21 protein-coding genes are annotated in these 18,688 nt (G+C 38.1%); 16 read left to right on the top strand and 5 right to left on the bottom strand.

The window, feature by feature from the left end:
* The first annotated feature begins 92 nt into the window (after nucleotides 1–92).
* Together HF876_RS06385 and HF876_RS06380 are read left to right on the top strand one after the other, a co-directional pair.
* Nucleotides 93–1,385: an O-acetylhomoserine aminocarboxypropyltransferase/cysteine synthase family protein gene (locus HF876_RS06385; RefSeq protein WP_169359241.1), complete on the top strand. Its 1,293-nt coding sequence runs from the start codon at nucleotides 93–95 to the stop codon at nucleotides 1,383–1,385.
* Nucleotides 1,386–1,509: 124 nt separating this feature from the next.
* Nucleotides 1,510–2,496, top strand: a complete 987-nt coding sequence (locus HF876_RS06380) for a homoserine dehydrogenase (RefSeq protein ID WP_169359240.1) — start codon at nucleotides 1,510–1,512, stop codon at nucleotides 2,494–2,496.
* Nucleotides 2,497–2,561: 65 nt separating this feature from the next.
* On the opposite strand, the gene HF876_RS06375 is transcribed toward HF876_RS06380, so the two are convergent.
* On the bottom strand, nucleotides 2,562–2,792 hold the full coding sequence (locus HF876_RS06375) for an excisionase family DNA-binding protein (protein ID WP_169359239.1): 231 nt from the start codon (nucleotides 2,790–2,792) through the stop codon (nucleotides 2,562–2,564).
* Nucleotides 2,793–2,882: 90 nt separating this feature from the next.
* Between HF876_RS06375 and HF876_RS06370 the strand changes: the two genes are divergently transcribed.
* The 5 genes from HF876_RS06370 to HF876_RS19125 all read left to right on the top strand — a co-directional run bounded on the left by HF876_RS06370 (nucleotide 2,883) and on the right by HF876_RS19125 (nucleotide 6,912).
* Nucleotides 2,883–3,749 carry a DMT family transporter gene (locus HF876_RS06370; RefSeq protein ID WP_205964028.1) on the top strand — a complete coding sequence of 289 codons (867 nt, stop codon included), beginning with the start codon at nucleotides 2,883–2,885 and terminating at the stop codon, nucleotides 3,747–3,749.
* Nucleotides 3,750–4,475: 726 nt separating this feature from the next.
* Nucleotides 4,476–4,925 (top strand): PepSY domain-containing protein, encoded by a 450-nt coding sequence (locus HF876_RS06365; RefSeq protein ID WP_169359237.1) that lies wholly within the window; start codon nucleotides 4,476–4,478, stop codon nucleotides 4,923–4,925.
* A 111-nt stretch (nucleotides 4,926–5,036) separates the two neighbouring features.
* Complete coding sequence (locus HF876_RS06360) at nucleotides 5,037–5,561, top strand: sigma-70 family RNA polymerase sigma factor (protein ID WP_240949683.1); 525 nt, start codon at nucleotides 5,037–5,039, stop codon at nucleotides 5,559–5,561.
* The gene (locus HF876_RS06355; RefSeq protein ID WP_169359236.1) at nucleotides 5,554–6,789 is read left to right on the top strand and encodes a DUF4652 domain-containing protein; all 1,236 of its coding nucleotides are present in this window, start codon (nucleotides 5,554–5,556) and stop codon (nucleotides 6,787–6,789) included. The genes HF876_RS06360 and HF876_RS06355 overlap by 8 nt, the downstream gene beginning before the upstream one ends.
* On the top strand, nucleotides 6,790–6,912 hold the full coding sequence (locus HF876_RS19125) for a hypothetical protein (protein WP_277347083.1): 123 nt from the start codon (nucleotides 6,790–6,792) through the stop codon (nucleotides 6,910–6,912).
* Nucleotides 6,913–6,926: 14 nt separating this feature from the next.
* Here HF876_RS19125 and HF876_RS06350 read toward each other — a convergent pair whose 3' ends face one another.
* From HF876_RS06350 to HF876_RS06340, 3 genes are all read right to left on the bottom strand, one after another.
* The gene (locus HF876_RS06350; RefSeq protein ID WP_169359235.1) at nucleotides 6,927–7,097 is read right to left on the bottom strand and encodes a hypothetical protein; all 171 of its coding nucleotides are present in this window, start codon (nucleotides 7,095–7,097) and stop codon (nucleotides 6,927–6,929) included.
* A gap of 19 nt (nucleotides 7,098–7,116) precedes the next feature.
* Nucleotides 7,117–7,473, bottom strand: a complete 357-nt coding sequence (locus HF876_RS06345) for a YybH family protein (protein ID WP_169359234.1) — start codon at nucleotides 7,471–7,473, stop codon at nucleotides 7,117–7,119.
* Nucleotides 7,474–7,617: 144 nt separating this feature from the next.
* Nucleotides 7,618–8,274 (bottom strand): LytTR family DNA-binding domain-containing protein, encoded by a 657-nt coding sequence (locus tag HF876_RS06340; protein ID WP_169359233.1) that lies wholly within the window; start codon nucleotides 8,272–8,274, stop codon nucleotides 7,618–7,620.
* A 199-nt stretch (nucleotides 8,275–8,473) separates the two neighbouring features.
* Between HF876_RS06340 and aceA the strand changes: the two genes are divergently transcribed.
* From aceA to HF876_RS18755, 3 genes are read left to right on the top strand one after another with little or no spacing between them, the layout of a single operon-like run.
* Entirely contained in the window at nucleotides 8,474–9,757 is a 1,284-nt protein-coding gene (gene aceA / locus HF876_RS06335) for an isocitrate lyase (RefSeq protein ID WP_169359232.1), read from the top strand.
* Between the two features lie 27 nt (nucleotides 9,758–9,784).
* Nucleotides 9,785–11,380 (top strand): malate synthase A, encoded by a 1,596-nt coding sequence (gene aceB, locus HF876_RS06330; protein ID WP_169359231.1) that lies wholly within the window; start codon nucleotides 9,785–9,787, stop codon nucleotides 11,378–11,380.
* A gap of 12 nt (nucleotides 11,381–11,392) precedes the next feature.
* A complete protein-coding gene (locus HF876_RS18755; RefSeq protein WP_205964027.1) occupies nucleotides 11,393–11,515 on the top strand; it encodes a YhfH family protein in 123 nt (40 codons plus the stop codon).
* Between the two features lie 438 nt (nucleotides 11,516–11,953).
* Here the strand turns inward: HF876_RS18755 and HF876_RS06325 are convergent, their stop codons facing one another.
* On the bottom strand, nucleotides 11,954–12,829 hold the full coding sequence (locus tag HF876_RS06325; protein ID WP_169359230.1) for a BsuPI-related putative proteinase inhibitor: 876 nt from the start codon (nucleotides 12,827–12,829) through the stop codon (nucleotides 11,954–11,956).
* 562 nt (nucleotides 12,830–13,391) lie between these two features.
* On the opposite strand from HF876_RS06325, the gene HF876_RS06320 reads away from it, so the two are divergent.
* The 6 genes from HF876_RS06320 to HF876_RS06295 all read left to right on the top strand — a co-directional run bounded on the left by HF876_RS06320 (nucleotide 13,392) and on the right by HF876_RS06295 (nucleotide 18,365).
* Nucleotides 13,392–14,153: a S16 family serine protease gene (locus HF876_RS06320; protein WP_169359229.1), complete on the top strand. Its 762-nt coding sequence runs from the start codon at nucleotides 13,392–13,394 to the stop codon at nucleotides 14,151–14,153.
* 145 nt (nucleotides 14,154–14,298) lie between these two features.
* The gene (locus tag HF876_RS06315; RefSeq protein WP_169359228.1) at nucleotides 14,299–14,520 is read left to right on the top strand and encodes a transcriptional regulator; all 222 of its coding nucleotides are present in this window, start codon (nucleotides 14,299–14,301) and stop codon (nucleotides 14,518–14,520) included.
* Complete coding sequence (locus HF876_RS06310; RefSeq protein WP_169359227.1) at nucleotides 14,517–14,897, top strand: YolD-like family protein; 381 nt, start codon at nucleotides 14,517–14,519, stop codon at nucleotides 14,895–14,897. The genes HF876_RS06315 and HF876_RS06310 overlap by 4 nt, the downstream gene beginning before the upstream one ends.
* A 13-nt stretch (nucleotides 14,898–14,910) precedes the next feature.
* On the top strand, nucleotides 14,911–15,090 hold the full coding sequence (locus HF876_RS06305) for a hypothetical protein (protein ID WP_169359226.1): 180 nt from the start codon (nucleotides 14,911–14,913) through the stop codon (nucleotides 15,088–15,090).
* 239 nt (nucleotides 15,091–15,329) lie between these two features.
* A complete protein-coding gene (locus HF876_RS06300; protein WP_169359225.1) occupies nucleotides 15,330–16,022 on the top strand; it encodes a response regulator transcription factor in 693 nt (230 codons plus the stop codon).
* 138 nt (nucleotides 16,023–16,160) lie between these two features.
* Nucleotides 16,161–18,365, top strand: coding sequence for a sensor histidine kinase (locus HF876_RS06295; RefSeq protein ID WP_169359224.1), 2,205 nt, complete (start codon nucleotides 16,161–16,163; stop codon nucleotides 18,363–18,365).
* Nucleotides 18,366–18,688: the final 323 nt, after the last annotated feature.

Raw genomic sequence — 18,688 nt, 5'->3', positions numbered from 1 at the left:
TCTTAATTGAAGAGGGGTTTTTATAGTTGTCTGTTCTATAATCCTCTCTGGCCTCCAGCATCCATCTAATCTACTAAATCGGAGGAATTCAAATGACTAATCTTCAAAAAGAAACACTTCTATTACACGGTGGACAAACGCCTGATCCAGTGACAGGATCTAGAGCAGTACCTATTTACAAAACAACCTCATATGTATTTCAAAACACTGAGCATGCACAAAATCTATTTGCCTTGAAAGAGACTGGTAATATCTATTCCAGAATCACAAACCCAACAGTAGATGTTTTTGAACAAAGAATTGCATTACTGGAAGGAGGAACAGCAGCAGTAGCACTTTCCTCAGGAGCAGCAGCCATAGCATTTTCTATTTTGAACATTGCTGGAGCTGGAGATGAAATTATAGCTGCTGAAAATTTATACGGAGGAACTTTTAATCTATTTGCACATACACTCCCACGTTATGGGATTACAGTAAAATTCGTAGATTCCTCTGACCCAGAAAATTTCCGTAAAGCTGTTACAGAGAAAACGAAAGGCTTCTTTGCAGAAATCATTGGAAATCCAAGCTTAAATGTTCTAGACGTAGAAGCTGTTTCAAAAATTTCCAATGAAGTAGGAGTTCCATTATTAGTAGATAACACATTTGCTACACCTTTTGGTTCAAATCCTATAGAGTATGGAGCTAACATTGTTATACATTCTGCAACGAAGTGGATTGGAGGACATGGGACAACAATTGGTGGTGTAGTAGTAGATGGAGGGAATTTCAATTGGAACTCCGATAAATTTCCGGGATTTACAGAGCCTGATGTTACTTATCATGGGCTACGTTATGGAATCGACGTACCAAATGTGGCATTTGCAATTAAGCTAAGAGTTCAGTTGCTTCGGGATTTTGGTCCTACTCTTAGCCCAGAGGCAGCATTTTCCTTTCTTCAAGGACTAGAAACACTTCACTTAAGAGTGCCAAAACATAACGAAAATGCACAGAAGATTGCAGAGTACTTAAATGCAAATGAGGAAGTGTCATGGGTTAACTACTTAGGGCTTGAAAACCATCCAACGCACGAGCTGGCTAAAAAGTATTTAAAAAATGGCTTCGGTTCTATTCTGACATTTGGAGTGAAGGGAGGCAGAGAAGCAGGTAGACAAATTATTGATAATATTGAAATTTGGTCTCATGTTGCTAATGTAGGAGACGCAAAATCCTTAATTATCCACCCAGCTTCTACTACTCACCAACAGCTTACTCCAGAGGATTTAGTAAAAACAGGTGTTACAGAGGATCTAATCCGCTTGTCTGTTGGCTTGGAGGCTGTTGAAGACTTACAAAATGCACTCGAAAAAGTACTTTTGAGAAAAACAAATGTCCTCTCTAGATAGAATCCTATTGTATAATGAATAAAAATAGTCTACAATATGTAAAATAGTCAATAAATTTATTGAAATATTACACAAGTGCGATTATTTATATTCAATTGTACAGATTCATTTTGGAGGAGACAGCATGGCAAAAATAAAAGCAGCGATTTTAGGGTTTGGAACAGTCGGCCAAGGGATTTATCACATCGTAAATGAAAAAAGAGAAGACTTAAAAAAATCATTAGGGTTGGATATTGAGATTTGTGCAATCCTGATAAATAATTTAGCAAAAGAAAGACCTGAAACTCCAGGAGTTTTGGTAACAGACGACTTTGAGGATATTGAGAATATTCCTGGACTCCAGGTAGTTTTTGAGGCAATTGTCAACGAAGAGCCCGCATATAGCTATTTATGCAGAGCGATTGACAAAGGCTGTCACGTGATTACTGCAAATAAAGTCATGTTCTCTAAATATAGTATTCCCTTACAGGAGCGCGCAAAATCACGAGGTGTATTTGTAGGCTATGAGGCTACTACAGCTGGTGGGGTGCCAATTATCAAGACTCTAAAAAACCTGCTTCAAGTAAACTCTGTGAAGAAAATTCAAGGAATATTGAATGGAACATCCAACTATATTTTGACGCAAATGCGTATAGAGGATTCGCCATTTGAGAGTGCCTTAAAAGAAGCACAGCTGCTTGGATATGCAGAGGCTGATCCTTACAACGATATATCTGGTCAGGATGCATTTCGCAAGCTAATGATCTTAAGCGCATTGGCATTTGGAAAACAGCCAGATTGGGACGATGTACGTGTAGTAGGAATCGATGAAATTACATTAGAGGATGTACGTGAAGCTAAGGACAAAGGTCTTCGTTATCGTCATGTAGCAGAAATTGAACAGGATGAAAATGGAGAGTTATATGCATCAGTAGGGCCTCAGCTGGTAGGAGCAGATCATCCGTTGTATGCAATAGAAGGAGTAAATAATGCTGTTTCTCTTGATACAAACTATATTGGGACACTTACACTAGTAGGTCCTGGAGCGGGGATGTATCCTACTGCTAGTGTGATGGTTGAGGACTACGCAGAGATTATCGGTAAGAGAGCAGGCTTTTTTATTACAATATAAAATCAAAAAGGACAATTTCCCTTCGGAAAAAGTCCTTTTTGTTTGATATGCATAAATTGGAATGGCTAGTCCTCGTCCTTTACATCAATGTCCTCTGGAATTGGAGTATTGCGCCACTCATCAATTTGACGTTTTAATTCTTCCACTTGCTCTAAATGGGTTTCGAACTGTGCACTATTGACAACATATTGCTCTCCGTCAAAGACAGCACGTATCTTTTTATCGGCGATATACCTTTTGACTTGTTCAAGTGGCATCGACAAGAAGTCAGCTGTTTCTTCTACTGTCATGTACATGGTACAAATCCCTCCTACGTATTTATTAGTATAATGGAGACAAGGAGGTAACTCAATGTCCTCACATAGAAAATAGTTGTAGTAGAAAGGATGAAAAGAGTGGCTGTTATACCATACATATTCGTATTACTGGGAGCAATGCTTTGGGGAACGACAGGAACGGCCCAAACATTTTTACCAGATAATGCCCATCCCTTTATTATTAGCGCTGGACGATCGGCAACCGGAGGCATTCCCCTATTAATCATTATGATTTTACTAAAAAAAATAAAGCTTCATACTTGGCCTTGGAAACAGACATTATATGCTGCTATTTGCATATCCTTGTTTCAGCTTTTGTTTTTTTCATCCGTTCGATTAACCGGTGTTGCCATTGCCAGTGTAGTTGCTATCGGAAGCGCGCCTGTTTTTTCTGGCGTGGTTGAATGGATTTTCTTAAAAATGAAACCTACAAAAGTGTGGGGGCTCTCTACTGGGCTAGCAATTGTCGGCTGTCTGTTTTTATTTTTGACGAAGGGTGAAGTAACAATCGATCCAGTAGGTATTTTATATTCACTAGTTGCCGGGCTTATATTTGCTTTTTATACGCTTACGAGCAAGTCCCTTTTACAAAAAGAAGAAGCCATCCCTGTAGTGGCAGTGACATTCTCACTAAGTGCGTTGCTGTTAACGCCATTTTTCTTTATCTATGACATAAGCTGGCTAGCTGATCCAGGTAACGTGGGAATCATCGTCTATTTAGGCTTGGCTACAACGAGTGTGGCATATGTTTTGTATGGGTGGGGTCTTCGGAAGATACCAGCATCCTCTGCATTGACACTATCGCTAGCAGAGCCAACTACAGCTGCACTGCTTGGTGTAGTGGTAGTAGGAGAAATTTTAGGGTTTACATCGTGGATAGGAATTGGTTTGTTGCTTGGGAGTATCGTCATTTTAACTTTGGGTAGCAGACGCTAGACTGTCCCTGTGTCACACACAATTTCCACACAATTCATGACTGGAAGCAGCCATCTTCAAATAAAGTCTCATTGATTGCGACATTCCTGCGGTCGTTTACTACAATGGGACTCTGCTTTACGACAATCAGCCGGTATTTTACTACAATCCCTAACCAGATTGGTTTCCTGAACAAAGATTACGACAATCCTGTGCTCGTTTACTACAATGGAGCTCTACTTTACGACAATCAGCCTGTATTTTACTACAATCCCTAACCAAATTGGCTTTCCGAAAAAAGATTACGACAATCCTGTGCTCGTTTACTACAATGGAGCTCTGCTTTACGACAATCAGCCGGTATTTTACTACAATCAGTAACCAAATCGGCTTTCTGAAAAAAGATTGCGACAATCCTGCGCTCGTTTACTACAATGGAGCTCTACTTTACGACAATCAGCCTGTATTTTACTACAATCACTAACCAGATTGGTTTCCTGAACAAAGATTGCGACAATCCTGTGCTCGTTTACTACAATGGAGCTCTATTTTACGACAATCAACCGGTATTTTACTACAATCCAGCAGTAGAGCATCCTTTCGAAATCAATTAGGGACTGCATTTTTGTGTGGAAGATAATTTGTACATTCTAACCTTAGGACTTCAAAGTGTATGGGGAAAAGGTAAAAGAGGACGGCTTGTTGAATAATAAGTAAGAAGAGAAGTCTGTAAGTGGAGTTGAAAAGATGAAGGAAATAATTGTGTCTATTATTTATTTTATAGCGTCCATTGCTTTCTTTCTTTACTTCTTTTATGATTCCAGCAAATATTTAAGGATTGATCCAACTCTACACTTTTTATCCATTTACATTCCGTTAATTTTATTATCGTATGTTCAAATTTATATTATTTGGATGGATGAAAGAGAAAAATTCTTTAAAACGACAGGATTGTGCTTATTAGGTATTGTTTGTATTACTTTGATGTATGAAATAGTTAAGCCTAATTATACGTATGAAGAAGCAAAGCAAATAGTAGCGAGGGAGTATGACGTAGAGGTCCAAGATAGTTTTCTAACTACTATACCTCAAGCGGAGACAGGTAAAGAGAATTATCGTATGAATGTTATTCAGGATTCCAATGAAATTGTTGTAATCTTTAACCCATATACAAAGGAAATACTGTTTTTAAATTAACACGCTGTTTCGAGCAAGAGTCGAAGCAGCTTTTATTAATATGTCTGTTTTTAAAACGTGCAGTACAGGTGCCTCGTCTATTATTAAAAGGAATAGGAAGGGGGATAGAATTTGGACAGTTATTTAGAAGAACAGAGGTTTCAGCAGGTAATGCAGGAGAATATGGATTATCTGCTTAAGCTTGCTTACTTATATGTAAAGGAGTGGCCTGCAGCAGAGGACATTGTTCAAGAGGTTTTTTTGACCTTCTATCAGAAATTCGAGCAGTTTGAAGAACGAGCATCTTTGAAGACATACCTTGCACGAATAACCATTAACAGATGTAAGGATTATTTGAAGAGCTGGCGATATCGAACTCATACATTAACTAATTCATTTAAATCACCAACTAAAAGGTCTCGAAATGTCATGATAGAAAGTGATGAAAAATTAGAACTGGCAGAAGCAGTGCTAGAGCTCCCATTGAAATATCGTGAAGTGATCATACACTATTATTTTGAAGAGTTATCAGTCCTGGAGGTTTCTCAGCTGTTAATCATTTCAGATAGTACCGTAAAGACAAGGCTCAGAAAAGCTAGGTCACTATTGAAGGAAAAACTAAAGGATGGGGAATGGGAGGTGCTTGTAAATGAATGATATTAAACAACAGCTGCTGTTGAAAATAGGGAACACCTCCGAACGTGGTGATAGAGTGAAGGAGCAGATTCAAAAGAAAAAAGGGACCCACATAAAAAGAAAGTCGGAGCGTTTGGCTAGCTATACAGCTATAGTAGCTTTTATAGGTTTGATAGCTGTTGCTTGCTTCCTACTAGTCCCAAACCTTCTCCAAGAAAAGCCGTTCCAACCTGCAGAGGAACCGCCAACCACTGTAGTCCCTCCCTTGGAAGAACCAAATCATGAAGAAGATCTTACATTGCTATTAAAAGAATATTTTCCGGCCAATAGCAAGTCTACTTTTGATGGTGGTTATGAGGATAGCGGTTCTACTATTGAAACAACTTGGCTCAACGTAGATTATGTTCAGCAAATAGTGAGTAATACAGGGGCAGCGTTCGAAAACATTTATCGGATTAAGGACAATAAGGTAGTGCTCGTTTACAGAGAAATGCTGGAGGGCGTCTCGCCAACGAATATGACATTCAAAGAGTTAGAGTCCTTGCCTACCATAGAGCTGATACTAGAAGCTCCATTTGAAGTGGGAGATCCATATGGGTATGGAGGTACCCTTGGTGAAGGGGTTATTGTTTCCTTAGAAGAAGAGATTGCAACTCCTTTAGGTACCTTGAACAATGTGATGGTTGTAGAGACAAGTGCGGATGCGTATCGAGCTAGAAGCTATTATGCTCCTGGATATGGATATATAAAAGGGGTATCTGAATACTGGGATGAAGAAAAAGGCGATTATATTATTGGAGTAACAGAGGAAATAAAAGAATATACGTATGCAACAGAGTCTAAAGATGTTAGAGATAAAGTAACTCCCGAAACATTTGAGAAAACTAAAGTATCCAATTACAAACCAAGTTTCCATTCTCCATGGATTCCTTCACCCAATGGTACATATCGTGCCACAATAGAAGGACGTGGAGAACAGGCTGGAGAAGAGGGCATCGGTACTTTAGTTATCGAAAACATGAATGCAAAGGATTCATTTATCTTTAAATTACTAGAGGAAGAACCTTACAGGCAATACACACCGAAAGAAGTGGCTTGGATTGATGAAAGTCGACTATTTGTTATAATCGGCTATGCCTACGGGATGGTAACTGCTGGTGGCAAGCTGTATGTGTTAGACATAGAGAGGAATGAAATGAAGCCAATTATTACAGATTTAACTAACAAAGAAGAAGTTATGTCTATATAGGTGAACAACGATGATACTTTCACATATCAATTACATGTATATGATACAGATGCAATGGAAGGCTCAGAAAGCCATGTGGAAGAAAATACACTACCATTACCAAAGCCTGGAGAGAGGGATTAATTACCCTCTCTTTTTTATTCTGCCTTGTTAGAATGGGGGAGGTTATCGAGCTTTCTAGAAATCTCTCTTAATAATTCATTACGCTCTTTATTCGAAAGTATTAATGTAATGATAAACCAAATAACAAAACACCAGAATGCAAAGAAAAGAATTAAAGGGATAATTGCAATAAACGTGTTCATCAATCAAATTTCTCCTTTCTTATTATAATTTGTCACTTAAATGCTCATGAATGAGTTTCCAATCTCCTTCATTCTTTACGAATACATTTGTAGCTCTGCCTTCTCCACTCACATACTCACCATTCACGTACCCTTCATAAAAATAGGTATAGATACATGTCGCTGAGTCTTCATCTTGATGGAGCCAATGGACATTCCGAGCCTCATAGTTTTCATCTTTTACAACCGTCCAAGCGTTTTCAAAGTAATTCTGTATCTCTTGATGAGTAGTACAGGTTTGATCGGAGAAAAAGTAAACGGCATTGTTGTGCAATACTTTACGGACCTGTTCAAAGTCATGCGTGTTCGTGGCTGCTATATACGTATTTAGAATTTCCATGATTATCCTCCGACAGTTTACTTATTTTTATAATAAAGAAGTTGTTTGTAGAAAACAAATGGTATTTGGCAACCTAAAAAGAGCTTCCCTAAAATGGTAGCTCTTTTATTTATGTCTATTGATAGAGGCTTATGACCTCTTCTTTTAAAATCCTAAAACAGCCCTCACCTCAGCCATATAAGATTGGCTAATCGGTAATTCCGTATCATCGGTCAATACAACTAATAAATTGGAGGAAAAGTCTCGAATGATTCGATCGATAAATGAGATATTAACGATATAAGAACGATGTATTCTTATGAAATCATCAGGCAATTTTCTTTGAAGTTCCTTTAAAGGGATAGTCGTTTTATAAGCCTCACCCTCTGCATAAAACCAAATCTTTTTTTGCAAGCTTTCCAGGTATTCTATTTTTTCAATAGGTACAGGCTTCCACTCTTCTTCTTTTTTTCCTGTAAGAAATCGAACCAGGGATTGCTTTGTAACAGCATGCTTGGGTGGGAGTATAACAACTAATACAGCATTTTCGCCATTAATCTCGATAGGATAGCCTACTCCGTAGTAAGGAATTTGAAACAAATTATCGTCTAATACAGCTTCTGTTCGACAGCCATTTTTAAAAACTAAATCAGCAATGCTTCCTGGCTGTACCTTCTGTCCTTCCTGCAATTGTAGGTCATGCTCGCCGGCATAATAATAGATGTACTGGTCTTTAACGGCAATGGCAATGGAAGCCTCTTTAGGAATCCATTCTTCTAAAAGATTGCTATATCTCTTTAATTGGTCTTTCGTTATTTCCATTCATACACCTCCAAGTTCTTTTTTTACCATTCGTCTGCCTTATTTCTTTTTCGTCCTTGAAAAAAAGTATCTTATCCAAAAACCGATACAGAATAAACTATTCTGTTATATATTAGATTACAAGAAAAGGCACTGTTATGATACAGTAAAAAAGACATATTTTTAATTATCAAAAAATTGTAGAGAGGTGTGTTCATTAATGACAAAAAGACAACAGCAAGTAGAAGAGCTTAGAAAGCAATGGGAAGAGGATAACCGTTGGAAGGGAATAGAACGTCCTTACACTCCAGAAGAGGTTATTAAGCTACGTGGATCACTACAAATCGAGCATACATTAGCGCGCAAGGGAGCAGAACGTCTATGGAATTCCCTTCATAAAGAAGATTTTATAAATGCTTTAGGAGCTTTAACTGGAAACCAGGCAGTACAGCAGGTAAAAGCAGGACTACAAGCGATTTACTTGAGTGGCTGGCAGGTAGCAGCTGATGCTAACCTTTCCGGTCAAATGTATCCAGACCAAAGTCTTTACCCGGCAAACAGCGTTCCAGCAGTAGTGAAGCGTATAAACCAAGCGCTTCAGCGAGCAGACCAAATTGACCAGGCTGAAGGTCGTGAGGATGAGTTTGACTGGTTCGCACCAATTGTCGCAGATGCTGAAGCGGGTTTTGGTGGCCCACTGAACGTATTTGAGCTAATAAAAGGAATGATTGAAGCAGGAGCAGCTGGCGTTCACTTAGAAGACCAGCTGGCATCAGAAAAGAAGTGCGGACATCTTGGAGGTAAAGTACTTCTTCCAACACAAAATGCTATCCGTAACCTAGTGGCAGCTCGATTAGCAGCTGACGTATCTGGTGTTCCTACTGTTTTAATCGCACGTACAGATGCAGACGCTGCAGATATGGTGACAAGCGATATTGACCCTCGTGACCATGAATTTATTACAGGAGAAAGAACTCCAGAAGGCTTCTATCGTACGAAGGCTGGTATAGAACAAGCAATCGCTCGTGGATTGGCTTATGCTCCATATGCAGATCTAGTATGGTGCGAAACCTCCCACCCGAGCCTAGAGGAAGCAAAGCAATTTGCGGATGCAATTCATGCTCAATATCCAGATAAAATGCTTGCATACAACTGTTCTCCATCGTTTAACTGGAAGGCAAACTTAGATGAAGAGACGATTGCTAAGTACCAAGTAGAGCTAGGTAAGATGGGCTACAAGTTCCAATTCGTTACACTTGCTGGATTCCATTCATTGAACCACAGTATGTTTGAGCTTGCTCATGAGTACAAAACGAAAGGGATGGCTGCATACTCCAAATTGCAGCAAGCAGAGTTTGCAAACGAATCAAAGGGGTATACTGCTACCAAACATCAGCGTGAGGTTGGTACTGGATACTTTGATGAGGTTTCTCAAGTCGTTTCCGGTGGTACTTCCTCTACGACTGCCATGAAAGGTTCAACTGAAACAGCACAATTTGCTTGATCATTGAAGAAATGGGAGGGTAAAGGAATGGAACAAATAACTGAAAAAAAGATTGAAATTGTTGGTAAAGACGTGGAAGGAATGCATGAGATTTTAACACCAGAAGCATTGGAATTCGTCGCTTCTCTTCATCAAACATTTGATGATCGACGAAAGGATTTGCTCATTGCTCGGAGAGATCGCCAGGAAAGACTAGATAATGGAAAGAAATTAGATTTTCTTACAGAAACAAAGCATATTCGAGAAGGGGATTGGACAATAGCTCCACTCCCTAAGGATTTACAGGATAGAAGGGTAGAGATTACTGGACCAGTCAATCGAAAGATGGTTATTAATGCCCTAAACTCTGGAGCAAAAGCATTCATGGCCTGCTTCGAGGATGCAACATCTCCTACATGGGAAAATATGATTGAAGGCCAGATCAATATGAGAGACGCAGTAAGAAAGACGATTTCTTATATGCAGCCTGAGACTGGTAAAAGCTATCACTTAAAGGATGAAACAGCAGTGTTATTAGTTCGTCCTCGTGGCCTCCATCTGATGGAGAAGAATATTCATATAGATGGTAAGCCGATTTCTGGTAGCTTCTTTGACTTTGGATTATATTTTTTCCATAACGCGAAAGAGGCGATCGAGCGCGGAACAGGACCATATTTTTATCTGCCAAAGCTAGAAAGTCATCTAGAGGCAAGACTGTGGAATGATATCTTTATCTTTGCGCAGGAGAAGCTAGGGATTCCACAAGGAACGATCAAAGCCACGGTGCTTATAGAAACAATCATGGCTGCGTTTGAAATGGATGAGATTTTATATGAATTGAAAGATCATTCTGCAGGCTTAAATTGTGGACGCTGGGATTATATTTTTAGTTACATCAAACGTCTTCGCAACCAACCAGAAGTCATTTTGCCTGACCGTGGTCAAGTAACTATGACGTCACCATTTATGAGAGCGTATACACAGCTTTGTATTCATACCTGTCATAAACGCAATGCTTCAGCTATCGGGGGAATGGCAGCACAAATTCCTATTAAGAATGATGAGGAAGCAAACGAGGCAGCATTTGCAAAGGTTCGAGAAGACAAAAGAAGAGAAGCTTCGGATGGACACGATGGAACTTGGGTAGCACATCCTGGACTTGTACCAGTCGCTTGGGAGCAATTCGACGAGTATATGCCAACCCCTAACCAAATCCACCGTAAACGAGAGGATGTTCAGGTAACTGCAGACAACCTACTCGAAGTACCAACTGGAACAATCACCGAAGAAGGACTCCGTCTAAACTGTAGCGTTGGAGTTCAATACATTGCTTCATGGCTACGAGGCAACGGGGCTGCACCTATTAACAACCTGATGGAGGATGCAGCGACTGCAGAAATTTCTCGTACACAAGTATGGCAATGGGTTCGACATCCAGAAGGAAAGCTTGAGGACGGGCGGAAAATTACAATGCCACTTGTAGAGCAGGTACTAACTGAGGAGCTTGGGAAGTTAAAAGCTGACTTCGGTAATGACATCTATTTGACCGGTAGATATATGGAAGCAGCAGAGCTATTTTTGACATTAGTGAAAGAGGATAACTTCATTGAATTTTTAACTATTCCAGGCTATGCAAAATTATAGGAGGTGATTGGAATGAATAAGCCAACGAGTGAAAAAAATCCAAAGATTTGTCGCGAATGTGGATGTGTCATCCAAGAGCAAGTCGAATCTCCATTATTTGAATGTGAACGTTGTCTGAATGATAGAAGTGAATAAACTAGAAAAAGAGCTTGGGGGTGATCCAAGCTCTTTTATTATTTGGCTATGTTAAAGGGTAGGGTTGATTTATGATGCATAGAAATCTTAAATCAGAGAGTAGAATTGATTTTTCGCCCCAGCCGGACGCTTTCCTCGGGGTGAGGGATAAGCCATCACAATCACTTACGCGCGTTGTTGTGATGGCTTATCTGTCTCACTCATCCCGTAGGAGTTGCCGTCTGGCGTTCCAATCAATAAATGGAACAGCTTTAGCATCGATAAAGCGCTAATCAATTTACACGCATAAACAAAGCTAAAAAACTGTCACCAAACCCAATTTTATCATCTATTTATGTTCTTAATAGCCATTTGAAAGTTCCTTTGTTTATGTTTACAGTCACTATAAAAAAAGAATGGTTAGTCATCAACCAATAACTTGAACAAAGCGTATTATTTTTAATTCGGTTTTGTATATTGCTCATCGCGTGTGAAGGTGGATACAGCTCCCATATGTGATAGTTCAACAGGTGTACCATCTTCTTTAACAAAATCAATTTCTTCTAATTTAGGGTAGTTTTCAAAGTAAGAATGGAGGACTTTGCCTAAAAATAGATATTCTCCAGCAGTCCCTTGAATATTTTCTGTTGCCTTATCCATTACTAGAACTAGTTTTTTCTCGTCATTCTCAAAACGATATTCTAGTAATCCTACATTTGTTGCGTCAATTTCTTCAAATATTTGCTTCACTTTATCTTCAGATGGATCAATTTCCACCTCGTAAGGCTCTACAAATTCTGCATTGGCATCTTCACGGTAAAGAGTAATTTTACTATTTCCTTCTGTAGGAGGTGCACTCTCTTCTGCTTGTTCAGTTCCAGCCCATTCATAATCAGATTCAACCTTTTGATCGCTCAATTCAGATGCCATAGACCAAACAACCAGTTTGTACTTTCCGGCAGGTACTTCTGCTAGTTCATTTTCCAAATCAAGCTTAACGGAAATCTCTTCATTAGGCTTTAGTTTCTTTTCCTGAATTGCTTGTGTAAAGTTTTTATTGGCAGAATACGTATACACGACATTTTTGTCTTGATCTAGTAGTTGATACTCTACCTCCTGTCCGCTTGGAAAGGTTAGTGTCATTTCATTATCCGCAGGGTTTTTAATAAGGAGCATTGCTTCTCCATTAGCATCAACATTTAATTGGGTAGAGACCTTTGCTTCTTTTTCTTGCTCTTCACTGCCTGTTGTTGGGTCATTATCATTATTAGTTCCGCAGCTAGCAAGGAATAAGATTGTAAAAATAGTTAACATACTCCAAAACATTTTTTTCATTTTGTTCACTCCTTTAGAATATTAGACCGTTTTTGTTCCAGAAAGTTTCAGATATACGAAAAAGTGATAGTTAAGTTACTTTAATAGGATTATAATGGAATTTAAATGTGTTATAAATCCTTTATTTCTTACTGTATCCTGGACTTGTTGTTTAAAGTCTTTGAAAGTAAGTATTTACCTCTAATAATTAAATAAATGATTTCTACTCGGACGGATTTTCGTGGGTTGCCCAATATGATATTATCCGTCTTACAAATCAAATATAGATTCTAAATTTATCTGTGAAACGCTATTACGTAATTGAGCCCCTTATATAGCATTTGATGAAAAAGAATATCATTACTTACATAATCATATGCATAACTTAACAAAGGATCTTTCCCTTTACTAGTATAGACTTTTAAGAAGGAGCTGGACCGCTATATCGAAAAATTATACTCGATCACTAAATGTCATCCCCATCATTATAACAATCGTTTTTTATCTTCTAGTACTAGGTGTATTCCTTCGAGACGCTATAGATGGTATCTCGTTTTTAGTTTTACTGCTCCTTAGTTTATTTATGCTAACTATCTCTATCTTCATATTTCGAAGAAAACAGAAGACCAAACAACAACTTACTATTTCTCTAGCGATCCTATTGCTTCTATTTTGTTATGAGCTTCCGCTTCTAGGGTTCGTTACAAAAACATACGTAGCAAACTTATATGTAGAACCAAGACAGACAGTAGAAGGTTCAGGAATCTTTATAGTAGCTATTTCTTACAAAGCTTTAGATAACATGGAAAGCAAACAGGAGGCTCAGGAGTATTTAAGGAAGTACCCTGATCAAGAGGTCATAACAATTACTAAAGTAAGGAATGAGATTCTTTACGAAAATAAGAACAGGACAATATTTGAGTGGCTACAACTTAAAAAAACGCCGAAGGAAGAGATGAGAGAGAACTTAAAACTGTACTTTGGTAAAGAAGAAGCAAGGCTTACAGAATATTTCAAGCATGATAAAGGGATAGGAGACAGTGCAGGGCTAAGCTTGCTGTTAACTGAACTCATTATAAAAGGTGAATTACAAAATGGTCTACGTTTGGCTATTACAGGTGCCATTGATGCAGAGGGAAATGTTTTAGCTGTTGGAGGCTTGAGAGAAAAACTACAAAATGTTAAAAAATATGATTTTCCTTTTATGATTATACCGAGCGAAAATGCAAAAGAAGCAGAGACCCTTCAAAGAGAGTTAAAGTTAAATATTGAAGTTATTGATGTCGAGCATGTTGACGAAGCCATTGAAGTAATTAATGATTTGAACGAAAAATATAAAAAGTAGATGGATAACTAAACAGAGTGACTTGAAATATTTAGAACGCCCAAAGTGGCGTTTTTTTGTTTACTAAAATTTCATTTTCCTGAAATTTCAAGTTGTAAAAACAAACAAATGTTCGTATACTAAAAAGTAATAGGAGGGAACAAATGTGCGCATAATAATTTTGAAGTCAATGAAAGCCAATCAGTTATCTGAAATGATTTACATGAAACACAATGGGGAAATCAGTAAGAGACGAGTTAAGGTGCTAAGTGTCTCTAAGGACTCCTTCCAGGCTTATTGCTTTTTAAGAGGTACGAAAAGGATCTTTAAAATAGAAAATGTGTTAGCATTTGTTCCCGTTCTCCAAAAGGAACGTGAGGTTATATGAATATTCATGATAAATTTTTTGAAGGGATTAAAAAATCTAAATATCCTTTAGATCCTCGTCGAAATATTAAATGGGGGACATCTATGATGCTTCCAGAACATGTCTCACTACTTCGTGAGTATTATGAAGAGGTAAAGAAAGAGCCTAAGCCAGTATTAACCGAATACGATTATGTCATGATTTCAGAGACGCTTGAGTTAGCCTATACGTCTAAAGGTGATACGAAGATCAAACGCTGGAAAAATGGTCACTATATTTATAACAGGGGGACTATTGAAGAAATAGATGTAAAGCATAGGACAATTCATCTTCACGATCCATTTTATTTAATACCTATTAAGCTAGAAGAAATTGTAGATATAACAATTATGGACTAAGGAGTTGCTAATCATGAGCAAAACGAAGGAACAATTAGAGCTAGATCAATTAGTAAATGAATTATTTGAAAAATATTCTGGTGAAGTAGTGAATTCTTATATAGAGCGGATTAGCGATATAAGTTACCAGGACATTGACCTAGAGCTTTGCACTACTATAGAAGAAACATGTAATGAATCCACCAACCTGTAAAAAGGTAGGTGGATTTTTTGATTCATTAGAGGGAGTGAAAAGAAAATTTTCATTTTATTTTGAATGCACTTTATTATGCCGATAATTTAGTTAAGCTTACAAAAACCTTATAGTTCAACAATATATAAATAAACAAAATAATTTCTTAAGATTTTCTTCAGAATTATACTGCTGGAATGTTAAGAAATGAAGGTTACAATAAGAATCATAAGAAAGCAAACGTGAGGAGGTAGCAAGAGATGCCTGAGTTTACTGTACTAGTGACGGATGATGATCAAGACATTCGAGATGGAATAGAAATCTATTTAAAAAATGAAGGCTACCGTGTGTTGAAGGCAGGAAATGGGATAGAGGCACTGGAGTTGCTAGAGGAAAACGAGGTTCATGTCATCGTATTAGATATCATGATGCCTCAAATGGATGGAATTTCTGCTACTTTTAAAATTCGAGAGCAAAGAAATATACCAATTATTATGTTAAGTGCTAAAGCAGAGGATTCAGATAAAATTCACGGATTGTCTGTAGGTGCCGATGATTATGTAACGAAGCCCTTTCATCCTATGGAACTTGTAGCCAGAGTTAAGTCACAGCTCAGAAGATACACAAAGCTAGGGACGTATCAGGGCAGGCAAGCGGTGATAGAAGTGGATGGTCTTATTTTAAATCAGGAGGCAAAGGAGCTTTCTGTAGAAGGAGAAGCGGTAAAGCTAACTCCAATCGAATATAAAATAACGGAACTATTAATGACCAATGCAGGTCGAGTTTTTTCTATTCATGATATCTATGAACGAGTATGGAATGAACCAGCCTACAACGCGGAGAATATAGTGGCTGTTCATATCCGTAAAATACGCGAAAAAATTGAGGCAGACCCTAAAAATCCGAGATACCTAAAGGTGGTGTGGGGAGTTGGCTATAAAATCGACAAGTAAATGGAGTTTTCTATTTTCAATAGCGGCTATTCTTTGCGGAGCAATATGTTTATTTTATTGTACATCACAGCTCATTCCGATCATGGAGATTAGCAGGACCTTTACAGACATTGTTGAATTAATGAAAGGAGGAGCGAGATGAAGCGCCCTCTAGGAAAAGTAATTGTATTGAGTGTGTTGGTAGTGATAGCCGTTGGTGCGTTCATTACTCTTACAAATTTAGGTAGAGAGTATATAGGGAAAAACTATTTCGATAGCTCTAGCTTTCAACAAGAATTAGATGAGTTTGAATCTGCGCTTGTTCCATTAGCGTTGGCTGTCCCAGATATAGAAGCAGTAAAGAAAAATATAGTAGTTACCTCTAGTGAAATTGAAGAGCATCGTAATCGTTATGGAAATTTGGAGGATCAAATCTATTCTATAGAACGTAACTACGAGGATAGAATAAACTCTACAACTACAGAGGAGACATCTGACGAGGGTGATGCAGCACAGGAGAAGGATGTAGAAAATACGGTTAAAGAGAGTCTCATAGCAGAACGGGATGCTAAGATAGCCGATATTAAGAAGAATTTTGAAAGCGACGAGTACGTAGAGGATAAAATCCGAAAAGAAAAAGAAGAAGAAGTGGATGCTTATTTCCAAAGTGTAGCTAAAGCAAAAAACCATTTATTAAATGAGAAAGATGATTTTAACTACGAATTAAAAAATGTAGAAACCGGAGAGGTATTTACAAACGGAACAATCGGAAAGAAAATGGCGTTTAAGAAAGTGTACTCTAGTGATAATGGCTATTTAAAGGAGCCTAACACGTATTCTCCAGCAATAAATGAAGATTATTACGACGGTGCTTATAGGGATTTGAGTGACACCCTGGGAAGCCGATATACTCGCTTTGAAGGTACCATTGCCATTTCAGAAGCAAGTATGCTAAGTGGAAATAGATCGTATGAGTACAATTACTTTAAAACACGACAGCTAATTTTTTATAGTGTCATTGTAGTAGGGATTCTTTCAGCAGTATTGTTTGTGTTTCAATGGAGAAAGAATCGTAAATCTTTCATTTTTGAAAAAGGAAGAGCAAAATATGAAAGCTTGCCAATTGATGTTCAGATAGTATTAATTTTTGTTAGTGGATTCCTAGCAATTTTATTTACTGAAGAAGCAATGCTCTCTGTTTTCCATTATGGAGGATATGATATACCAATCGGTGGATTTATTATTGCGGTTATCTTAACAGCAGCAACTCTCTATCAAATTCCATGGCTAAAAGAATCGTTAAGTACAGCAGACTGGAAAAACAGTCTCACAGTTCATGGGATTAAATCATTGGAAGGTTTTTTCCTAAATCGCTCCATTGGGGTACAAACAATTATTATGCTAATTGTAGTATTTTTCTGGGGAGTAGGTACGGTCTTAATGGCAAGTATTCCAGAACTAATCATCTTATGGATTCCTTGCACGTTGTTTATAGGCATTCCTGTCCTATTTATTTTATTATCTAGAATGGCTTATTTGAATCGTATTATTGGAAAAACCGAAGAGATGGTAAAGGGCAATGATGGATCTGAAATTAAGGTGAATGGGAGATCACCGATTGCAAAGCTTGCATCGAATGTGAATGACTTAAGGGGACGCGTACAAACTTCTCAAATAGAGCAAGTGAAAAGTGAGCGCCTTAAAACAGAGCTAATCACTAATGTAAGTCATGATTTAAGAACGCCACTAACCTCCATCATTACGTACACTGATCTTTTAAAAAATCCCGATATTACGGAGGAAGAGCGAGCTTCGTATATAGCGATTTTAGATAAGAAATCATTACGGTTAAAAACATTAATTGAAGATTTGTTTGAGGTATCTAAAATGGCCTCGGGAAATATTGAGTTAGACAAACGTAAAGTAGATTTAACTCAACTGTTGCAGCAGGCAGTTGCAGAGCACCAGGAGGATATTGATAAATCAGGACTAGATTATCGAGTGACTATAGGCTCCAAGCCAATCATGTCCTATGTAGATGGGCAAAAGTGGTGGAGAGTTCTAGATAATTTAATTATCAATACGTTAAAGTATTCGCTACCAAATACACGAGTCTATGTAAATTTAGACCAATTAGATGACCATGCAGTATTTGTGTTTAAAAATATCGCGAAATATGAGCTGGGCGATGATGTGGCAGAGCTTACGGAGAGATTTAAGCGTGCAGACACATCCCGTCACACAGAAGGCTCTGGACTTGGCCTTGCCATTGCTCAATCTATTGTAGACTTACATGGGGGAAGCCTGGTAACCGAAGTAGACGGAGATCTGTTTAAAGTAACTGTCAAAATACCAGTAATCTAATAAGAAAATCGAAACCCCTTTACCCCCCTTCCCTTGTGGAAGGGGTTTTTTGTTGTGTACGCATGGGATGGGAGTAAATTTTACTCGGGAGTAAGCTTGGAGCAGGGAGTGTAGTAAAAAAGAGAGTGATTGTCGTAAAGTAGAGCTGGATTGTAGTAAACGAGCGGGTGATTGTTGTAATCCATAGTCGGGGATAGTGTTTGGCCATTGATTGTAGTAAAAAACTGGTTGATTGTCGTAAAGTAGGGGAATGTAAAATATTTTGTGTAAATGTATTACTATCTTTATTCTAAACACATACTTACTTTATCCGTTAAGGGGAT

Origin of the sequence: Psychrobacillus sp. BL-248-WT-3 (assembly GCF_012843435.1) — a bacterium.
Classification (GTDB): domain Bacteria; phylum Bacillota; class Bacilli; order Bacillales_A; family Planococcaceae; genus Psychrobacillus.
The sequence above is the reverse complement of the archived record's forward strand: the minus strand, read 5'-3'. Positions and strand labels throughout refer to the sequence as shown.